The 18,578-nt window shown below is 64.4% G+C and carries 21 protein-coding genes; 8 read left to right on the top strand and 13 right to left on the bottom strand.

Going from position 1 to position 18,578, the window contains the following annotated elements; all coding sequences use genetic code 11:
• Positions 1–3: 3 nt before the first annotated feature.
• Together C461_RS00525 and C461_RS00520 are read right to left on the bottom strand one after the other, a co-directional pair.
• Positions 4–1,383 carry an ABC transporter substrate-binding protein gene (locus C461_RS00525; RefSeq protein WP_080506227.1) on the bottom strand — a complete coding sequence of 460 codons (1,380 nt, stop codon included), beginning with the start codon at positions 1,381–1,383 and terminating at the stop codon, positions 4–6.
• Positions 1,384–1,604: 221 nt separating this feature from the next.
• Positions 1,605–2,588: an ornithine cyclodeaminase family protein gene (locus tag C461_RS00520; RefSeq protein ID WP_007997657.1), complete on the bottom strand. Its 984-nt coding sequence runs from the start codon at positions 2,586–2,588 to the stop codon at positions 1,605–1,607.
• 112 nt (positions 2,589–2,700) lie between these two features.
• Here C461_RS00520 and C461_RS00515 point away from each other — a divergent pair, with 112 nt between their 5' ends.
• The gene (locus tag C461_RS00515) at positions 2,701–3,603 is read left to right on the top strand and encodes a mechanosensitive ion channel family protein (protein WP_152418272.1); all 903 of its coding nucleotides are present in this window, start codon (positions 2,701–2,703) and stop codon (positions 3,601–3,603) included.
• Between the two features lie 100 nt (positions 3,604–3,703).
• On the opposite strand, the gene C461_RS00510 is transcribed toward C461_RS00515, so the two are convergent.
• Entirely contained in the window at positions 3,704–4,096 is a 393-nt protein-coding gene (locus C461_RS00510) for an ArsR/SmtB family transcription factor (protein ID WP_007997653.1), read from the bottom strand.
• A gap of 334 nt (positions 4,097–4,430) precedes the next feature.
• On the opposite strand from C461_RS00510, the gene arsD reads away from it, so the two are divergent.
• The 4 genes from arsD to hcsS are packed head-to-tail and all read left to right on the top strand — an operon-like array spanning position 4,431 to position 7,341.
• Entirely contained in the window at positions 4,431–4,760 is a 330-nt protein-coding gene (arsD, locus tag C461_RS00505) for an arsenite efflux transporter metallochaperone ArsD (protein WP_007997651.1), read from the top strand.
• Between the two features lie 3 nt (positions 4,761–4,763).
• Positions 4,764–6,713, top strand: coding sequence for an arsenical pump-driving ATPase (gene arsA / locus C461_RS00500; RefSeq protein ID WP_007997649.1), 1,950 nt, complete (start codon positions 4,764–4,766; stop codon positions 6,711–6,713).
• Positions 6,710–7,126: a halo-CC-star protein HcsL gene (gene hcsL / locus C461_RS00495; RefSeq protein WP_007997647.1), complete on the top strand. Its 417-nt coding sequence runs from the start codon at positions 6,710–6,712 to the stop codon at positions 7,124–7,126. The genes arsA and hcsL overlap by 4 nt, the downstream gene beginning before the upstream one ends.
• Entirely contained in the window at positions 7,117–7,341 is a 225-nt protein-coding gene (hcsS, locus tag C461_RS00490) for a halo-CC-star protein HcsS (protein ID WP_007997645.1), read from the top strand. The genes hcsL and hcsS overlap by 10 nt, the downstream gene beginning before the upstream one ends.
• A gap of 46 nt (positions 7,342–7,387) precedes the next feature.
• Here hcsS and C461_RS00485 read toward each other — a convergent pair whose 3' ends face one another.
• A complete protein-coding gene (locus C461_RS00485; RefSeq protein ID WP_275039105.1) occupies positions 7,388–7,810 on the bottom strand; it encodes an arsenate reductase/protein-tyrosine-phosphatase family protein in 423 nt (140 codons plus the stop codon).
• Between the two features lie 284 nt (positions 7,811–8,094).
• On the opposite strand from C461_RS00485, the gene C461_RS00480 reads away from it, so the two are divergent.
• The 3 genes from C461_RS00480 to C461_RS00470 all read left to right on the top strand — a co-directional run bounded on the left by C461_RS00480 (position 8,095) and on the right by C461_RS00470 (position 10,141).
• Positions 8,095–8,391, top strand: a complete 297-nt coding sequence (locus tag C461_RS00480; protein ID WP_007997641.1) for a DUF5789 family protein — start codon at positions 8,095–8,097, stop codon at positions 8,389–8,391.
• 416 nt (positions 8,392–8,807) lie between these two features.
• Positions 8,808–9,689: a ParA family protein gene (locus tag C461_RS00475; RefSeq protein WP_007997639.1), complete on the top strand. Its 882-nt coding sequence runs from the start codon at positions 8,808–8,810 to the stop codon at positions 9,687–9,689.
• A complete protein-coding gene (locus tag C461_RS00470; protein WP_007997638.1) occupies positions 9,689–10,141 on the top strand; it encodes a hypothetical protein in 453 nt (150 codons plus the stop codon). The genes C461_RS00475 and C461_RS00470 overlap by 1 nt, the downstream gene beginning before the upstream one ends.
• A gap of 46 nt (positions 10,142–10,187) precedes the next feature.
• Here C461_RS00470 and C461_RS00465 read toward each other — a convergent pair whose 3' ends face one another.
• The 9 genes from C461_RS00465 to C461_RS00425 all read right to left on the bottom strand — a co-directional run bounded on the left by C461_RS00465 (position 10,188) and on the right by C461_RS00425 (position 18,578).
• Positions 10,188–12,527, bottom strand: coding sequence for a heavy metal translocating P-type ATPase (locus C461_RS00465; RefSeq protein ID WP_049906136.1), 2,340 nt, complete (start codon positions 12,525–12,527; stop codon positions 10,188–10,190).
• A 199-nt stretch (positions 12,528–12,726) separates the two neighbouring features.
• Positions 12,727–13,005: a HalOD1 output domain-containing protein gene (locus C461_RS00460; RefSeq protein WP_007997633.1), complete on the bottom strand. Its 279-nt coding sequence runs from the start codon at positions 13,003–13,005 to the stop codon at positions 12,727–12,729.
• Between the two features lie 280 nt (positions 13,006–13,285).
• Positions 13,286–13,642 carry an SHOCT domain-containing protein gene (locus C461_RS00455; protein ID WP_007997631.1) on the bottom strand — a complete coding sequence of 119 codons (357 nt, stop codon included), beginning with the start codon at positions 13,640–13,642 and terminating at the stop codon, positions 13,286–13,288.
• Between the two features lie 56 nt (positions 13,643–13,698).
• The gene (locus C461_RS00450; protein WP_007997630.1) at positions 13,699–13,998 is read right to left on the bottom strand and encodes a hypothetical protein; all 300 of its coding nucleotides are present in this window, start codon (positions 13,996–13,998) and stop codon (positions 13,699–13,701) included.
• A 230-nt stretch (positions 13,999–14,228) separates the two neighbouring features.
• On the bottom strand, positions 14,229–15,659 hold the full coding sequence (locus C461_RS00445) for a multicopper oxidase family protein (RefSeq protein WP_049906134.1): 1,431 nt from the start codon (positions 15,657–15,659) through the stop codon (positions 14,229–14,231).
• 176 nt (positions 15,660–15,835) lie between these two features.
• On the bottom strand, positions 15,836–16,042 hold the full coding sequence (locus tag C461_RS00440; RefSeq protein WP_007997628.1) for a hypothetical protein: 207 nt from the start codon (positions 16,040–16,042) through the stop codon (positions 15,836–15,838).
• Positions 16,043–16,326: 284 nt separating this feature from the next.
• Entirely contained in the window at positions 16,327–16,755 is a 429-nt protein-coding gene (locus tag C461_RS00435; protein WP_007997627.1) for a universal stress protein, read from the bottom strand.
• Positions 16,756–16,893: 138 nt separating this feature from the next.
• On the bottom strand, positions 16,894–18,123 hold the full coding sequence (locus C461_RS00430) for a phage integrase SAM-like domain-containing protein (RefSeq protein ID WP_007997626.1): 1,230 nt from the start codon (positions 18,121–18,123) through the stop codon (positions 16,894–16,896).
• A complete protein-coding gene (locus C461_RS00425) occupies positions 18,120–18,578 on the bottom strand; it encodes a hypothetical protein (protein ID WP_007997625.1) in 459 nt (152 codons plus the stop codon). The genes C461_RS00430 and C461_RS00425 overlap by 4 nt, the downstream gene beginning before the upstream one ends.

Here is an 18,578-nt window from a genome sequence, read left to right as displayed (position 1 = left end):
GGTTCAGTATTCGCCTTCCGCGACGTACTCGCGGACGTCTTCGGCCGGGACTTCGGTCGTCTCGACGAAGCCCCCCTCCTCGGCGGTGCTGATCGTGACGCTCCCGAAGACGTTGCCGTGTTCGGTGAAGTCGACGGGCGTCGCCGCGCCCTCGTAGGTGATCTCCTCGCCGTTGGCGAGCGCCTCCTTCCCCTCGGCGAAGGTGCTGACGGTCGTTCCCTCGCCGCGGCTCACGGGACCGAGGTTGCGCTGGATCGCCTCGGGGGTCGCCTCGCCGGCGCGTTCGATCGCCAGCGCGGTCACCTGGACGGCGTCCCACGACGGCGGCGTCCAGCCGTTGATCTCCGCGTCGCCCTCTTCGAGGTAAATGCTCTCGAACGTGTCGTAGCTCGGGCCAGAACGTCCGGGCGAGGCGGCCCACGCGCCGTGGAGGTCGCTGCCGACCTGATCGATCACCGCCTGCTGTGCCAAGGTGTCCGAGAGAATGGGCTGACGGCCGTAGCCGCCGTCGGACCAGTCGCTGAGGGCCGTGATCGCCGACTCCTGCGGCATGCTGACGAGGAAGGCGTCGAACTCGGCGTCGAAGAGCCGGCTGAGCGCGGACTGGTAGCTCGAACTCCCCAGCTCGACCTCCACTCGCTCGGCGACGGTACCGCCGTTCTCCTCGTAGACGGAGAGGAACCCGTCGACGTAGCTGCGCTCGCCCTCGGTGTTCCCGTTGATGATCCCGAGCGTCTCGAACCCTTCTTCGAGCGCGTAGACGGCGCTCCCGCCGGTGTGAACGGTGTCGCCGACGACCGTCCGCCACACCCACTCGTCGTCGCTCACGTCGTCGGGGGTCCCCTTGTCGCCGCCTCGGGTGTCGAGGAACGTCGATCCCGGCCACGGCGTGACGACCGGCGTCTGGAGGTCCTGGAGGAAATCCCACAGCGGGTTGATCTCACTGGAGAAGAGGCCGACGATCGCCGCGGCGTCGTCGTTTTCGACCAACTGGGTCGTGACGGTCCGCGCTTCCTGGGGATCGACCGCGGTGTCCCGGCGAACCAGCTCCAGCTCCGCGCCGAGCGGGCCGCCGGCCTCGTTGATGTGGCGGACCGCGGCGTCGGCCGCCTGCGAGACGCCGGGCTGGAGGAAGTCGAACGAGCCGGTCTGTGCTCCCGGCTGTCCGAAGACGATCGTGTCCGGCCCGCCGTCGTCGCTCCCGCCGTTCCCGTCGTCACTCCCGCTTCCGTCCCCGTCGTCGCTCCCGCTTCCGTCTCCGCCGTCGCCGCCCTCCCCGTCGCCGCCGAAGCCCACACAGCCCGAGAGTCCGGCGATCCCGCTCCCTCCGACAACAGTTAAAAGCGTTCGACGGTTCACACGTCCAGTGATATCGGATGACATTCCAGTTTCGGGTCTCACATAGTACTATATAAATGTCATGGCGACCATGGTCGGATCGGCGACGAAAATCGCCGAATGTTCAACCAGTTGTCCTTAAATTAGCCAAGATACACATCTAAATCGGCGAACTATTCGACGATCGCATACCATCCCGATCGATCCACATATCCGTTCCGGTTCCGACGACCGTCGAGCGCGGTCCGCCCGTCGCGGCGACCGAGCTAGAGCGGGACCTCAGTGCCGTCCCCCGCCTCGACCGCCCGCCGGTAGACCGTCTCGCTCGCCGCGGCGTCCAGCGTCGCGGACCCGACGCTCACGACCACTAGCACCCCGTCGGGTGACTCCCGGGCGTACCCGTTCGCGAGGGGGACGCCGAGTTCGATCAGGTCGTCCGCGTCGAGGTCGCTCGCGAGGAGATCGCCGGTCTCGGCGGCCTCCTCGGGGACGTCTGCGAACGTCCGCTCGGCGCGCTCGAAGACGCGGGGATCGAGCTCCTGCATCTCCGCCGTGAACGCGCCGACGGCGACGACGAGGCTCCCCGCGGCGAGCGCGTCGGGCGGGAAGACGGGCTCGGTCGCGGTCGTCGCGGTCACGACCACGTCGGCACCCTCGACGGCTGCTCTGGGCGTGTCGACCGCGCGCGCCGGAATCCCCTCCTCGCTCAGGTCCGCCGCGCACGTCTTCCGCGAGTCGCTCGGCGAGTGGATCCGAACGTCCGCGAGCGTCGCGACGGTCGCGATCGCCCGAGTCTGCCAGCGCGCCTGCGCGCCCGCACCCACGACTCCGAGCGTGAGACCCTCGTCGCCCGTCTCCGGAGCCAACTCCCGGACCGAGACCGCCCCGATACAGCCGGTCCGGGCGTTCGTGATCGTCGTCCCCGCCATGAACGCCTTCGGGAGACCCGTCTGAGCCTCCGTAAGCGCGATCTGAGCGTTGATCGTCGGGAGGCCTCGCTCCGCGTTCCCCTCGTGAACGCCGACGAGCTTCGTCGCGTAGTGGTCCGCGCCGTGGACGTACGCCGGCATCGCGATCCCGGTTCCGACGGGCTCGTCGCCGTCGAGGCCCGCACCGACCGGGAAGTGCGGCCGATGCGGTCGTTCGACTTCGCCGGCGGCCTGTTTGAGTAACGCGTCGTCCACCACGTCGACGAGTCCCGCCAGATCGAGGCTTCGGTCGACCTCCTCCGTGGAGAGTACGAGCACCATGTCCGGGGCGTCGCCCCCCGCCGACTTAGCCTGATCGTCCGGCCGACCGATCGGCGCGAAGCGGCCACTGCGGTCCGCGGGATTTTGTGCGAGGCGTGTGTGTACACGCCGTATGATGCCACGCCCGGCCGCGATCGCCCTCCAGACCGTAGCGCTCGATCCGGACGTCGGTCCCGGAGAGATCGTCGACCTCTGGCCCTACCTCGTTGATATCGGTTGGTTTTTCGTCAGCTTCGCCGTCGTCTTCTTCATCGGGTGGTACGTCGCCGAGCCCGCGATCAGCCGCGGTATCCGGCGTCGCAATCGAAACAATCCGACGATCCAAGAGGCGATCTCCCGGTACGTTCGGCTGTTGGTGCTCCTCGTCGCGGTCGTGGTCGGGGCGGCCGTCGCCGGGTACGGCCAGTTGGTGGGTAACTCCGCGCTCGTCGTCGCCGCCGGCACGCTCGCCGTCGGCGTCGCCGCCCAGACCGTCATCGGCTCGATCGTTAGCGGCCTAGTGCTCGTAGGCGACCCCGAGTTCAACATCGGAGACTACATCGAGTGGTCGGATGGGGAAGGCGAGATCCGATCGATCACGCTTCGCGTCACCCGTGTCACTGCGCCCGACGGAACGCTCGTGACCGTCCCGAACACGACGCTCACCAGCGATACCGTCGCTCGTCCGTACGGGCGCGGACGGTATCGAGTCGTGGACCACGTCGGGATCGCGTACGACGACGACATCGGCGAGGCGCTCGATCACCTCCAGGCAGCGGCGAGCGAGATCCGCGGCGTGCTGGCCGACCCGGCGCCGAGAGCGTACGTCGACGAGTTCGGCAGCGACGCGGTCCTCGTCCGCGTTCACTACTGGATCGACGACCCGCGACACCGAGACATCTTCCGCGTTCGATCGACATACGCACGGAATGTCAAAGACCGGCTCGATCAATCGGACATCACGATCAGCCCGACGTCGAAACGCGAACTGCAAGGGCGGATCGAACTCGCGGAGACCGAGCCTGCGTCGTCTTAGAACGGGATTCAGCCGTTCTGTCGTCGTCAGTCGGCGAGCGAGCGGCGGTTCGCGGCTCGGCCGCGGCGCCGGGACGACGGCACGCGACCGCCCGCACGACTCACAGCGACCGGGAGCCGTCGAGCGCGACGAGCACGGCGTTGGCGCGCGGCGTGGCGCGGTACATTCGCCACTTGCCTTCCTTCCGACGCGTGACGAGACCGGCGTCGGTGAGCTTCGAGAGGGCGTGGCTGATCGCGCTGTCGCTCACGTCCAGCAGCGGTGAGAGCTCGCACACGCACAGTTCGTCGCCGGCCGCGTGGAGCGTCCGGACGATCTTGTACCGCGTCTCGTTGCCGAGCGCCGACAGCAGTTCGATGTCGCTCTCGAGATCGGTTTCGCCCGAGGAGCCGGTCAGTTCTTCCAGTTCCGCCAGTCGCTCGGACAGGTCCTCGTCGGTACAGGACCCGCACTCGTCGGCGACGTACCGACGCAGGCGATCAGTCGATGACATACGGAACGATTGAGCGGTTCCGAGATTAAGCGTTATGGACCGTGTGCCGATATCCAGCTCGCGAGCACGGAGATAATTTAGCAACTATTCAGCCAAGGTGGCATATCTACCTAACGGCCCATATTGCGGAGAAGAGCACTACAGTGGGCAAAATGAGCCTTACGAATAGTTCGGGCGATTCGCTCGGACGTGATCAGAGCGACAACCGCGATCGATGGATTTATGATTATTTGAGAATTTGTTCAATTGAATCGGTCGCAGTGGAGTGCGCGGACGGTACACCTCGCTGTGAACGGCGTTTCAGACGATCAGAAACGATCCGACACCACACACAATGACTGAACTCACCCTGTACGAAGAGGCGATGTGTTGTTCCACCGGCGTCTGCGGTCCCGATCCCGACGACGAGCTCGTCGCGGTCAGCGCGGCGCTCGACCAGCTCGAAGACGCGTTCGACGACCTGGAGGTGAACCGGGCGAACATGCAGCACAACATCGACCAGTTCCTCGAAACGCAGCGGATCTACGACCGCGTTCAGGAGGACGGCCCGTCGATTCTCCCCATCACGGTCGTCGACGGCGAGATCGTCGCCGAGGGGGAGTACCTCTCGTACGACGAACTGACCGCGGCTATCGACGAGAGCGCCACCGCGCAGGAGGCCTAACGAATGTCACAGACAGAACGGCCGACGGACTCGAAAACGAGCGCACGCGAGATTGTCGAACCGAGCGGCGAGGAAACCGAGTTCGTCTTTTTCAGCGGGAAGGGCGGCGTCGGCAAGAGCACGGTGAGCTGTGCGACCGCGACGTGGCTCGCCGACAACGACTACGAGACGCTGCTTGTGACCACCGACCCCGCGCCGAACCTCTCGGACATCTTCGGCCAGGACATCGGTCACGAGGTCACCGCGATCGACGACATCGCGAACCTCTCGGCGATCGAGATCGATCCCGACGCCGCCGCCGAGGAGTACCGACAGGAGACGATCGAGCCGATGCGCGAACTGCTCGGCGACGAGGAGATCCAGACGGTCGAAGAGCAGCTCAACAGCCCCTGCGTCGAGGAGATCGCCGCCTTCGACAACTTCGTCGACTTCATGGACAGCCCCGAGTACGACGCCGTCGTCTTCGACACGGCGCCGACGGGCCACACGATCCGGCTGATGGAACTCCCCTCCGACTGGAACGCCGAACTCGAGAAGGGCGGCTCGACCTGCATCGGACCCGCGGCGTCGATGGAGGACAAAAAACGGGACTACGAGCGCGCGATCGACACGCTGCAGGACGCCGAGCGCACCTCCTTCGCGTTCGTCGGCAAGCCCGAGGACTCCTCGATCGACGAGATCGAACGCAGCGCGAGCGACCTCGCCGACCTCGGGATCGAATCGCAGCTGCTGATCGTCAACGGCTACCTCCCCGAGTCGGTGTGTGAAGACCCCTTCTTCGAGGGGAAACGCGCGGACGAACAGGCCGTTATCGAGCGGGCCAGCGAGGAGTTCGACGCGGACGCGATGGCGACGTACCCGCTCCAGCCCGGCGAGATCGCCGGGCTCGACCTGCTCGCGGACGTGGGCGGTGTCCTCTACGACGGCGCGGAGGCGACCGTCGACGTCGGTGCGGCGACCGACGTGGACGGCGACGGCGCGATCGACTTCGACGCGATGACGGATCCCGACGCGGTCGTCGACCAACTCACACCGGGCGAGGAGACGCGGTATCTCTTCTTCACCGGCAAGGGCGGCGTCGGCAAGAGCACGGTCGCCTCGACGGCGGCGACGAAGCTCGCCGAGGCGGGCCACGAGACGCTCGTGGTCACGACCGACCCGGCCGCGCACTTAGAGGACATCTTCGGCGAGCCCGTGGGCCACGAGCCCACGTCGGTCGGCCAAGAGAACCTCGACGCGGCGCGGATCGACCAGGAAAAAGCGCTCGAGGAGTACCGCGAGCAGGTCCTCGACCACGTCACCGAGATGTACGAGGACAAAGAGGACACGCAGATCGACGTCGACGCCGCGATCGCGAACGTCGAAGAGGAGCTGGAGTCGCCCTGTGCCGAGGAGATGGCCGCCTTAGAGAAGTTCGTGAGCTACTTCGACGAGGACGGCTACGACGTCGTCGTCTTCGATACGGCCCCCACGGGCCACACGCTCCGCCTGCTCGAACTCCCCTCCGACTGGAAGGGGTTCATGGACCTCGGTTCGCTGACGAAAGGCGCCGCCCCCGCGAAGGGCGACCAGTACGACGCGGTCATCGAGACGATGAAAGACCCCGAACAGAGCACGTTCGCGTTCGTGATGTACCCCGAGTACACGCCCATGATGGAGGCGTATCGGGCCGCCGCCGACCTCGAAGACCAGGTCGGCATCGAGACCTCGCTGGTCGTCGCCAACTACCTCCTCCCCGAGGAGTACGGCGACAACGCCTTCTTCGCGAACCGACGCGCCCAACAGGCGCAGTACCTCGACGAGATCCGCGACCGGTTCGACGCGCCGTTGATGTTGGCGCCGCTCCGCCAAGACGAACCGATCGGGCTCGACGAGCTCAGTGCCTTCGGCGAGGCGATCACCGGGCTCGCGGACGTCGCCGAGACGGAGGCCCCGGAGGTGACGCCCTCGTGAGCGACGCGCAGGACGCGGACGATGTCGCCGAGAGCAACACGAGTGCGGCCGTCGACGGCGACACCGAGGCGAACGTCGAGGCCGCGCTCCGCGAGTTCCTCGACGCCCTCGGCGAATCGGAGACGTACCAGCGGTTCGTCGCGGCCGACGAGGCGCTACAGGAGGACGCCGACGCGATGGCGCTCCTCCGAGAGTACGAACAGAAGCAACGGCAGATGCAGCGCGGCGGTTTCGACGAGTCGGTGATGGCAGAGTTAAAAGAGCTCCAGACGGAGCTGTCGACCAACGAGACGGTCCAACGTCAGCAGGCCGCTCAAAGCGAGCTGGTCGATCTCCTCCAGCGAACGAACGACGTCGTGAGCGACGAGATCGGCGAGGAGTTCGCGCGGTCGACCGGAGGTGGGTGCTGTTGAGCGCTTCCGGTCAGAACGGTGGCGAAGACCGAGCCACCGACGACGAGGTTGTTGCAGCCGCCGCGGCGCTCGGCGAGGAGCTCGCGGCGGCGAAAGCGTCGTCATCGGAGTTCGCGTTCACCACGATGGTGATGCAGTGTAACGACGCGATCGGTGATCGAACCGGGATCGACTACGGTAGCGTCTGCGGCGTCGACGACGACGGCTGCTGTTAGCGGCGTTCGAGAGGTGCGGCGCCGACTGACGACCCTGCCGATCGGGTCACTCCGCGGACGGCGTCTCCGACAGGAGTTCGTCGAACAGCGCGACGACTCGTTCTTCGATCTCGTCGCGGATCTCGCGAACCTCCTCGATCGGACGCTCGTGAGGATCGTCGAGGCCCCAGTCGCGGTTCTCGCCGTTCCACGTCGCCGGACACACGTCTGACGCCGAACACCCCATCGTGACGACGAGATCGACCGCCTGTAGCTCCTCGGGCGTCACTTCTCGCGGCGTTCGGTCGCCGAGGTCGACGTCCAACTCCCCCATCGCCTCGACGACGACGTCGTGGACGTGGTCGGCGGGCCGCGTCCCGCCGGTGATGACCTCGATTCGATCGCCCGCGTCGCGGCGGTCGCGCTCGCGCTCGGCGAACGCGGCCGCCATCTGGCTCCGTCCAGCGTTTTGGACACAGACGAACGCGATCCGATACTCTGGCTGCCCGCTGTGTTGAGTCACGACTCCTCATGCGGGTGGGACCAGTATAGTCGTTACTTCAAACCGGTACAGAGCGCTATAGAGCCCTACAGAGGGCATCGAACGCGCACGATACCCCGGGACGGGTTTCACGTCGGTGGAGGCGAACTGACTCCGATACCTGTAACTCAGATAATCAAATACACACATTTTCTGAAAATTATTGGGGTTGATTTCGGTTCGTCGTGCACGCAGTACCGTAGAACCCGGGACCTCAGTTCCCAGAAATCGATATGGATTATTCAGATACAGAGCGGATCGTCGACGAGTTGCTTGAGTTCCCAGTGACACACGAAACGGTAATTGACAAGATTGGTGTCATTAAAATAACATCTCCATCTGGTGAATCGGTGACTATTCGAGAGATCTTAGACCCGGTCGGAGAGGAGCGGTACCTGTCCTCGGATGCGCTTTACGCCTCTATCGTCGGTAATCTCGATGAGACATTCATCGGACGCAAATACTACGACGACCGTGGTGGGACGGCGTTCGGAGCCGAGGCGGAGGACGAATCGACCGTCTCGTTCTGACGATTGCGTCCGCTCATCTGAGTCTGGAACTGCTTCGACGAGAGATACGTCCAGATACAGCACGACGTCACGGATGCGTTTCACCAAGCTGCTTCATAAAATTCTAAGACTTCTATCTTATATACTAATCTGAGATTTGTTTCTTAGATGTGGTTCTTAGACGTATTACGCAGTCGTGCACCACGGGTAACAAGCAGACACGGCAATCGTAGGTAGCTATCTTTGCCGAGTTCCGTGTGGTTCTGCCTTATCTACGTGTCTTAGTCGACTGTCTTTTACAACTCTCTTGGGCGATGTTCTTAGGCAACTATCTTAGATGCCTTTCCCAGACAACTAACATAGGCATGTTTCTAATGTATCTGTCTGAGACATGTGTCTGACATACGTTTATGTGATCTGTGTCTAAGATCACTGGTATGCTCTCGTACACGGTGTACAGCGAAGCCGGCGGTGTGGGGAAGACGTCGCTCACGGCAAACGTCGCTCGCGCACACGCACGGGCCGGACTCGACGTCCTCGTCGTTCCGCTCGATCCGCAAGACGGGAACTTGAGCCGGCTCTTCGACGTCGACGAGGATCGCGGAGACTCGTCCGCCGACAGTCTGGTCCGACATCTCGTCGACAATCCGGCCGGCGAGTTCGACGCGCTGATCCGAACCGCCGAAGGGATCGACATCATCCCGGAGCACAACACGCTGTCGGATCTCTCGGACCACTTGGCGCGCGAGAAGAGCCGAGCCGAGGATTTCGGCGACGCCTACAACATCTACGCGCAGCTCCGCCGCGTGCTGGCGGAAAACGACGTGCCCGAGCGCTACGACGTGCTCATCTGTGACCCGCCGGCGACCGAGTCCGATCACCTGTATAACGCTATCTACGCGACGAGAAATCTGTTGATCCCCTTCGAGCCCTCCGCGAAGGGCGAAGCCTCCGTCGAGGGGCTCGAGGAACTCGCGACGAACTTCGCGGCGCAGCTCAACATCGAGGTCGGCGTGTTGGGGGCGATCCCGATCGGGTTCAAGGGGACGAAAGATCAGACCGAAATCGTCGGCGACGTCCCCTTCGAGGTGCCCGAGGTGATCGGCGATCGGACGTCGATGATGGAGGGCTGCTGGCGGCAGCAGTGCAGCGCGTTCGAGTTCGTCCGGAGCCACCGAAACACGCGTCGGGAGTACGAAGTCGACACGCTCGCGGAGTTCGATCGGATCGCGCGGTTCCTGGAGACGCAAGGCGGGCTAACGGCGCCGTCGCCGCCCGAACCCGGAGCACTCGACGAGCCCGAGGAGGTGACCGTCTGATGGGGGGGTTCAAAGAGGGGACCGTCAACGGCTGGGACACCGAGACGGACACGGAAGCGACCGAGTCGGCGACGGCAGACGACGACACGGACACCTCACCGTCGGCGGAGCGTTCCGCAGATGTGGACGCACGTCCGGGGGACGCGGACGCTCCGGACCCCGCCGAAGACCGGGAGGCCACGACGGAAGCGACGTCGGCGGCGATTCCGTGGATTCTCCGCCGCAACAGCATTACCGACGGGCGGACGCAGACGGTTCAGCTCCACTTACAAGAGCGCACGCTCGAAGTGCAGCGGACGCAGAAAATCGCGATCGAGGATCGGCTCGGCGAGAGCGTTCGCAAGGCCGACCTCCGCGAAGCGGCCCTCTTGGTCGGTCTCCAGCGCACCGATGACGTCGTCGGCGTACTCGAAGAGTGGGGGTACGCCGTCGGATCCACGACCCCGCCGTAGTCCTCGCTATCGATCGCGCTTGGGGGGCGGCCGGGCGCTCGCCCGGTCACCCGTCGACATTCCGCGGTGTCGCTTCCGGACGGTCCGGAAGGGAGAGATCCACGCGCCGGAGCAGTTGCGCGTTGACCGCGACGATCACCGTGCTCAACGACATCAAGAGCGCACCGATAGCGGGCGACAGCAGAATCCCGATCGGTGCTAAGACGCCCGCTGCAAGCGGAATCGCGAAGACGTTGTACCCCGCCGCCCAGACGATGTTCTCCTGCATCTTCCGGTAGCTCGCCTTGCTCAGTTTCACGAGCCGAACCACGTCCATCGGGTTGTTCTGAACGAGGATGACGTCCGCCGACTGCACCGCGACGTCGGTGCCGCTCCCGATAGCGATACCGACGTCCGCTCGCGTCAGCGCCGGCGCATCGTTCACGCCGTCGCCGACCATTCCGACGAGCTTGCCCTGGTCCTGGAGTTCTTGGACCTTTTTGTCTTTATCCTCCGGGAGGACCTCCGCGAACACCGTGTCGATGCCCAATTCGTCGGCGACGGCGGCGGCGACGTCTCGGGAGTCACCGGTCAGCATCGCCACCTCGATACCCAGGTCGTGCAGGGCGTCGACGACGCGGTAGCTCTCCTCGCGGACCACGTCGGCCATCGCAAACGCGGCGACCAACTCCCCCTCGCGGACGAGGTACACCACGGTGTGTGCGTTCTGGCCGGCCTCGTCAGCGAACTGCCGGAGGTGGTCGGGGACCTCGCGATCGAGCTGTGTCAACAGGTTTGGCCCGCCGACGTACACCTCGTCGCCGCCGCCGGACTCGTCCAACGGGCCGCCGGCGAAGCCGGAGACGTCGACGGTCGCGCGGACGCCCCGGCCTTTGATCGCCTCGAAGCCGGTCGCGTCAGGCACGGTCAGGTCTCGCTCCTCGGCTGCTTCGCGGATCGCTCGGGCGATCATGTGTTCGGAGTCGCTCTCGACGGCCGCCGCCAGCGCGAGCGCGGCGTCCTCGGCGACGCCGTCGACGGTCGCCATATCGACGACGCCGTGCTCGCCTTCGGTGAGCGTCCCCGTCTTGTCGAAGATGATGGCGTCCAGGTTCCGCGCCTCCTCCATCGCGATCCGGTCGCGAACGAGCATCCCGTTGCGTGCCGCCAGCGAGGTGTTGATCGCGACGACCAGCGGGATTGCGAGCCCGAGCGCGTGCGGGCAGGCAATGACGAGAACCGTGACGACGCGCTCGATGACCGTCGCGTTGAACGATATCGCGACCGTCCACGCGATCGCCGTCACGCCCGCCGCCGCGACGGCGACGTAGAACAGCCACCCCGCCGCGCGGTCCGCCAGCACTTGGGTCTTCGACTTGCTCTGCTGGGCTTCCTCGACCAGTCGCATGATCCCCGCGAGCGTCGTCTCCTCGCCCGTCGCCCCGACGCGCACGCGGAGACTGCCGTCGCCGTTGATCGTCCCGCCGATGACCTCGTCGCCGGGTTCCTTCGAGACCGGTTTCGACTCGCCGGTGATCATCGACTCCTCGACGTCCGAATCACCCGCCTCGACGACGCCGTCGGCCGGCACGCTCGCGCCCGGTCGGACGAGCACGAGGTCGCCCTCCGAGAGTTCGCTCACCGGGACCTCCTCGGTGTCACCGGACTGCGTCCGACCGTCCGCGGGACTGCGTCCCGCGCTGTCGCCGTCCTCGATGATCCGTTCGGCGGTATCGGGCATCAACTTCGCCAGCTCGTCGACCGCGCTCGACGCCCGCCGCACCGACCGCATCTCGATCCAGTGGCCCAGCAACATGATGTCGATCAGCGTCACGAGCTCCCAGAAGAACGCAGATTGCGTCGGGAAGAACACGCTGGCGAGGCTGTAGACGAACGCGACGCTGATCGCCATCGAGATCAGCGTCATCATCCCCGGGGCCCGGTCGTTCAGTTCCGGCACCGCCATCCGGAGGAACGGAACCCCACCGTAGGCGAAGACGACGACGGCGAACACCGGATTAATCCACTCGCTGCCCGGGAACGCCGGAACGGAGAATCCGAGCCACTCCTGCAGCGTTTCGCTGTACAAGAGGACGGGGATCGACAGCGCCGTCGAAACGAAGAAGCGCCGACGGAACAGCTGCTCGTGGCCCGCGTGCATACCACCGTGGCCGTCGTGGCCGTCGTGGCCGTCGTGGCCGTCGTGTCCATTGGGGCCGTCGTGGCCCTCGTGCTGACTGTGTGCACCGTGGTCCGCTCCGTCGGGAGGCGGAGGCTCAGCCTCCGCTTGCGAGATCGATTTCTCACCCGGCCTCTCAGCGTGCGACTCGTCGCACCCGCGATGTGCGTTCTCACCGTGGTGCGTGTGGTCAGTCTCGTCGGATGAGCTTCGGGATTCGTCGTCCATGACCGAGTGGTTGACTCCGCGAGTGCTTCAACGTGGAGGCCGATGTGATCCGAAATAGACCGATGTCTCTATACGGCGGTCTCTGTGCGTCCTGGTCGGCAAATCGCTCGTCCGACTAGCGGTCAGTTCGGTGTAGACCGGTCAGTACGTGGTGAGTATCTCACGATCGGGAGACGCCAAAGAGTGGACGAGTTCGCGGCTACGCACTCGCCGAGGAAAGCGGCTCTTCGTTTTCGGTAAACTGGAGCCAGCGGTTCTCGACGATTTCGACCGTGTAGCCCTGATACTGGAACGCAAGGTGATACGAGGTCGAGCACTCGTTCGCGCGAGCTACGAACGCGTCTATCGCTTCCGGGTCCACGCTGTCCCACAGGGGTTCGAGCTCGGCTGGGTCTCGCTCAGTCAGGTCTGCAATGCCTCTGACCACTAGATAACTCATCGACTGGTCGGGGACCTCGTTCAGATCGATTTTGTACACAGGGACGTCTCCATCCCCGTTTTTTCGAATATTCATGGCGGTTTGATGATAAGACATCGACACACTTCAACAGATTGAAATAGACATACAGCACTAAGACTTTTTTACCGAATATATTTGGTCTAGTGCGAGTTGTGCCGGCCAGAGAACGACCGCTGGTCGGGTGACTCGTGCGTTCTTCGTCCGCTGAGAGCCATCTCAATCTCGGTTCGATGTAGCCAAGGAACAAGCGTGCCCCTCTCTCAGCCACTCCCTTGGCTGGGAAGTGGGTCCGAGGAGGTCACTCCGATCGCTCGAGCGTCTCGCGTCGGGTTTCGAACTCTTCGTCCGTGATGTCGCCACGAGCGTAGCGCTCCCGGAGAACCGACAACGACTGCTCGTCGTTCCCGCCAGATCCTCGGTTGAGGAGCGCATAGACGACGTAGAGGGGGACGGCGATGAGAAGTCCCATCCAGAGGAGTCCCCAGAGGCCCATCGCTCCGCCGAAGAGGCCCCAGCCGTTTCCGCCCATCATACCGCCGCCGTAGCTCCCGCCGCCGTGGGCAGCGGCCGTTCCGGTCGCCGCGACCAGCAGCGGGACGGCGAGTATCGCGAGTCGACGAGCAGTGCGTCCGGTGTGAGTAGTGAGTTGCGTCATTGTCTTGGGTCGGTGAGCGAGGTGGTCAGTTGGTGCGATCGAAACGGTCAGGGCCGTCAGCAGTGGCCCTGCCCGTACATCCCGCCGCCGTACTCGTCGTCAGCCATGTCCCGGGGCATCTCGTCGACGGTCACGCCCGCGTGCGACTCCATCCACTCGACGCTACCGGGGCCCATGTGTTCGGTCATCTGCGCCTCCATCCAGGCCGCCCAGTCGTCGTCGGTCTCGTCGTACGGGGGCGCATCGTCAGCGGTCGCGTCGTCGCCGTGTGCGCTCACCGCGGGCGCGGCGAACGCGAGTCCGACGATCGCGAGCGCCACGAGCAGCCACCGACCGAGGTTGTTGTAGTTGGTCATTGGTCTTCTCCTCGGTTACTCGTAGAGCGGCTCAGGGGTTATGGACATGGGTGTGAATCCGTGCAGGAGATCGTTCGAGAACGTTTATAGACTGTTTTAAACGTTTTTCAGAGACGAGATCGTTCATCCGGCTCGAATTCGGCGGGTTGGCACTCAATCGGTGTTCCCGAAGAGGACCGCGAGCACACGAACCACGGCATGAACGGTCCGAAACCGGGTTTCCGACCAGATCACTCGACGTATCTCACGACACGCGCCATCCCCGCGTCGAGATGGTACAGGTTGTGACAGTGGAACAACCACCGACCGGGGTTGTCCGCGTGGAAATCGATCGCCACCCGCCCCCTGTGTCCGGGGACGATGACCGTGTCTTTGATCGCGTTGCCGACCTGGAAGAAGTGGCCGTGAAGGTGCATCGGGTGAACGACTGGGCTCTGGTTGATCATCCGTATGCGGACGTGTTCCCCGGACCGAATCTGGAGCGGATCGGCGTCCGGATAGGCCTGCCCGTCTATCGTCCACGTGTAAGACTGGCTCCTGCCACGGGAGAGCGTCAGATCGAACGTTCGATCCGGTTCTCCGCTCACCCCGTCGAGCGAGGAGACCGATCGCAAGTTCCGATACTGCAGTCGGTTCGTGGCCGGCGACGGGCGCTGTGGGCTCCCTCCGTCGGAGGACTCGTACTCGACGACAGCCCTGGCCGGTGGTTCGTTCCCGTCGAGCGCATCCGCTTGAACGGTCCACGTGCCCGGATTCGTCGCCTCGACCACGGCGTCGTAGCGCTCACCGGCACCGAAGACGAACGAGTCGACGGAAACGGGTTCGACGGGGCGCCCGTCGGTGTGCGTCACCGTCATCTCGTGGCCGGCGATCCGCACACCGAAGACCGTCGCGCTGCCGGCGTTCACGAATCGGAAGCGAACCCGCTCGCCTTCCGTCACGCCGAACGTCTGGGGATTCTCAGGGAGTCGACCGTTGAGCAGGAGTCCCCCGTACGGCGGCCGGATGTCCCCCATCATCCCTCCGCCACCCACTCCGCCACTGCCGCCACTGCCGCCCATTGCCCCGTCCGAGGGAAGTTCCGGCTCTCCGGGGAGGTAATCGTCGACGATCACGACGTACTCGCGGTCGTACTCGACGTGTGGGTCGCGTTCTTCGACGATCAGCGGTCCGAGCAATCCGCGGTCAAGTTGGAGTCCGACGTGGCTGTGGTAAAAATACGTCCCGGCGGGTTCGGCACGGAACGTGTACGTGAACGTCTCGCCGGGAGCGACCGGGTCTTGCGTCACGTTCGGCACTCCGTCGACCGGATTCGGGACGGGGACTCCGTGCCAGTGAATCGTCGTCTCCGCTTGGAGGTCGTTCGTCAGTTCGACGCTGAGCACGTCCCCTTCCTGAACGCGTAGCTCCGGCCCCGGGAATTGACCCTCGTACACCCAGTTGGACGTCGACGTGCCGGGTGCTGGCCGAATGGTTTCTGACGACGCGGTGAGGGGAACGACGGTATCCGGCTCGTCCGTGACCGTCGAGCGGGGCGCCACTTCACTCCCCCCGCCGTCGTCGGTACTTGGAACCTGACCGGTACAGCCCGCGAGCGCGCCGAGGGCGGTCGTCCCAGTCAGTTGGAGGAGTCTACGACGAGAGGGGTCAGTGGACCGCATGTCCGGAGTATCGGAGGGCAGCGAGTATAGTTTGCCGGGGGTTACTCGCTTGGAGAGGGTCTACTCGACGCGATTCGAGTTGAATTGCTCGGCGACGCAGAGACTCACAGATAGCGATCTTCTGACCTCGTTGAAATCCTTTAGAACAGACGGAAAGTACGCGCTGTATACTGCGGCTACCGGCACCACAACGCTAGAGCACCGGCCACTAGCAACACACCGACGGCGATCAGTATACCACCGAGTCGTGTTGACTCGCCAACGGTCATCACGCCGATCATCGTCGTCACAACACCAAGCAGCAGAAGTATGATTCTCAGCACTGCATCGGGGAGAAATTCGAATACCGCATGGAAAACCAGGTCGAAGAGTTCATCGATCATGGTGACTGGACGTATGATTCCGATAATTTCAACCAAGCAAAAGCGTGCCGACGGTCGTAGGCAGTAGAGTACAGGGAGCCGATCAGCTCCTCTCGGCTGATTGCAACGACTGAGGTCCGATTTGAGGCTCCCCTTTATGCCGAGTTGTACGTGAGTCTGACCGCTCGGAATGCGATGTGGGTTTACTGGCCGATTTACACGGTGTATTCAGCACGACTGCCGAACCCTCTCACCAGCGGGGAGTTTCGACAGAACCGATTTTCCGTAACGGTGGCCATCCGATCTCACCCGACGATCGTCACCGGGATCCGTGCTCGGCGGGTGACTGTCTCGGCGACACTTCCGAGGAGCGCTCGGTCAATCCCCGAACGACCGTGACTGCCCATGACGATCTGATCGACGCCGTGGTCGTCGGCGTACTCGAGAATCGTTCGGGCGGGTCTGCCGACTTCCGTGACGGTAGCGAGGTCGACGTCGCGTTCCGCCGCGATCTCCGTGGCGGCTGTCTGGATGTCGGCTGCGTGCTCCCGAGCATCGTCGTACCAGTCCTCAGCGACCGGTAAGCCGCCCGCCTCCACGTCGATAATCGAATCGATCGGATCGATGACGTACATCGCGGTGAGGGTTGCGTCCGGGAAGGTCTCGATGGCGTACGTCAGCGCACGCTCGGAAAGCGGCGACCCGTCGAAGGCGATGAGGACGTCATCGGGCATGCGCATAGCGTTCGGTGCGAGCTGAAAAGAGTGTACTGCCCGGAACATCGCGGCTGAGAGTATTTTTAAATACGTTCCCGGACACAGACGTTGGTAATAGCGAACGGGTCCCGTTGCTCGCTCGGTACCCGCGTCCAGCTACCCGTCGATCTCTGAGAGCGCTTCGGTGGCGACGTCGCCGAGCTCGCCGGCCTCGATGTGTGAGTACCGCTCTCGGACCATCTCCTCGGAGTTGTCGAGATAGCGGGCTGCAACGGTGTATCCGAACGCTCTGACGAGGACCTCACCCATCCCCCGTCGACCGCCGTGGGGGGCGAGATACTCGTGTTTCGGATGGTCGATATCGATTTCTGCGGCCTCAGAGAGCCGCTGGAGGATCGATCGCGCGCCGTCCGTCGTGATCGACGGCGGCCGAACGTCCTCGGCGAGTGCCACCAGGAGATCGCGAGCGTACCCCTCGCGCAGCTCGTCGATCGCATCCGGCCGCGTCCCTCGATCGGCCAACTCGTCCCGCACGAGTCCCGCGAGCGTCCGCTGGTCGAACGTGGGAAACACCGGCCACCGTTCCGTCGGCGGATCCAGTAGCTCGCGGTAGCTCCGGATCGGAGCGATCACCGGCTCGGGGAGACTCGCGGCGTCCCACTGCTGTTTCTTCCGGTAGACGTCCATGCTGCCGTCGGCAAGCGAGATCTCCTCCCAGCGGACGCCGCGCCGGCGCGGATCGTTCGGATCTCGAAGGAGTTCGCCGACCCGGACGGCGGTGTACGCGAGGACGAACGCGAGCGCGCGGTCACGAGCCGCCTTGAGAGCCGCGTATCGTGCTCGCTGCCTGTCGAGGAGGTCGGCGTCTTCCGGGAGTGTCGTGTACGTCTCGATGGCGTCGCGGGCCCGTTCGTCGACGTGGCGGGTGAGCGCGTGACGCTGTTCGGGCGTCCAGGCCTGCTGATCGCCGGGTTTTCGGCCGTCGTCCTCGGGAAGCGGCGCCATCGCACTCGCCCGCTGGGCGTAATGCGCTCCGAGGTACCCCTCGTTGACGCACCAGCCGCACCACGCAGAGATATAGCGGTAATAGGTTTGTACAGTGTTCTGTTTGAGCCCGCGATCACCGGCGAGGTGGCGGGCGTACTCCCGGAAGACGCGTTCGTCGAGGTCCGCAAAGGCGGGATCGCGGTCGATATCGTCGGGAACGATTCCGGTCCAGTCGTCGCTGCCGCGGTCGCCGGCGGCCCACTCGGCGAACCGCTCGAGCTCGCGAGCGGCGTTGCGTCGGTAGTTCCCGCCGTCGCCGCCGCGGCCCTTCCCCTTGTCCTGGAGATAGCGCTCGAAGGAGCTCTCGAGCGACTGATCGGTGCGTTCTCGGGGTGTCATGGTTCCTCGGTCGCGTACTGGTAGGTCGGACGGACGTCCGTAAGGAGCGACTCGACTATTTCCCAGAGGGTCAGGGAGGGAGTCTCGTGTTCGAACGTGATCCCCCAGCGGTCCCCCGTATTGGCGACTGAGTACTGGAAATGCGTCCGTCCGAGATCGGGATGGTCCTCGTCCTGGTGCCAGCCAGCGTGAAAGCCCGTGTTCGGGTCGGTGTAGTTGATACGGAACCAATCGTGTGGCTCCTGTCGATACCACTTGACGGTCAGTTCCGGCGAATCAGGGCCCGTTGGGGGATCCAGACGGGCCGGATCGAAAGTCGCCCGCAGCCGTTTTGCCTCGATATCGTCTGGAACGAACTCGACGGCCGCGATCTGTGGCACGCGGTCAAGGACGTCTCGCTTTAGCTGGGCGTAGAGGTTCGCGTTCGGATCACCACCTGGATGCGGGACCGACAT

Source organism: Halorubrum aidingense JCM 13560, assembly GCF_000336995.1.
In the GTDB taxonomy this organism is placed as follows: Archaea; Halobacteriota; Halobacteria; order Halobacteriales; family Haloferacaceae; genus Halorubrum; species Halorubrum aidingense.
The sequence above is the reverse complement of the archived record's forward strand: the minus strand, read 5'-3'. Positions and strand labels throughout refer to the sequence as shown.

Bases quoted from the DNA above. Each gene is read 5' to 3' on its own strand.
- C461_RS00515 (WP_152418272.1), top strand. From the start codon at position 2,701: ATGATGCCACGCCCGGCCGCGATCGCCCTCCAGACCGTAGCGCTCGAT.
- arsA (WP_007997649.1), top strand. From the start codon at position 4,764: ATGTCACAGACAGAACGGCCGACGGACTCGAAAACGAGCGCACGCGAG.
- C461_RS00430 (WP_007997626.1), bottom strand. From the start codon at position 18,123: ATGACACCCCGAGAACGCACCGATCAGTCGCTCGAGAGCTCCTTCGAG.
- C461_RS00480 (WP_007997641.1), top strand. From the start codon at position 8,095: ATGGATTATTCAGATACAGAGCGGATCGTCGACGAGTTGCTTGAGTTC.
- C461_RS00520 (WP_007997657.1), bottom strand. From the start codon at position 2,588: ATGGTGCTCGTACTCTCCACGGAGGAGGTCGACCGAAGCCTCGATCTG.
- C461_RS00450 (WP_007997630.1), bottom strand. From the start codon at position 13,998: ATGACCAACTACAACAACCTCGGTCGGTGGCTGCTCGTGGCGCTCGCG.
- C461_RS00445 (WP_049906134.1), bottom strand. From the start codon at position 15,659: ATGCGGTCCACTGACCCCTCTCGTCGTAGACTCCTCCAACTGACTGGG.
- C461_RS00440 (WP_007997628.1), bottom strand. From the start codon at position 16,042: ATGATCGATGAACTCTTCGACCTGGTTTTCCATGCGGTATTCGAATTT.
- arsD (WP_007997651.1), top strand. From the start codon at position 4,431: ATGACTGAACTCACCCTGTACGAAGAGGCGATGTGTTGTTCCACCGGC.
- C461_RS00510 (WP_007997653.1), bottom strand. From the start codon at position 4,096: ATGTCATCGACTGATCGCCTGCGTCGGTACGTCGCCGACGAGTGCGGG.
- C461_RS00525 (WP_080506227.1), bottom strand. From the start codon at position 1,383: ATGTCATCCGATATCACTGGACGTGTGAACCGTCGAACGCTTTTAACT.
- C461_RS00425 (WP_007997625.1), bottom strand. From the start codon at position 18,578: ATGTCGGTCCCGCATCCAGGTGGTGATCCGAACGCGAACCTCTACGCC.
- C461_RS00465 (WP_049906136.1), bottom strand. From the start codon at position 12,527: ATGGACGACGAATCCCGAAGCTCATCCGACGAGACTGACCACACGCAC.
- C461_RS00455 (WP_007997631.1), bottom strand. From the start codon at position 13,642: ATGACGCAACTCACTACTCACACCGGACGCACTGCTCGTCGACTCGCG.
- C461_RS00475 (WP_007997639.1), top strand. From the start codon at position 8,808: ATGCTCTCGTACACGGTGTACAGCGAAGCCGGCGGTGTGGGGAAGACG.
- C461_RS00435 (WP_007997627.1), bottom strand. From the start codon at position 16,755: ATGCCCGATGACGTCCTCATCGCCTTCGACGGGTCGCCGCTTTCCGAG.
- C461_RS00470 (WP_007997638.1), top strand. From the start codon at position 9,689: ATGGGGGGGTTCAAAGAGGGGACCGTCAACGGCTGGGACACCGAGACG.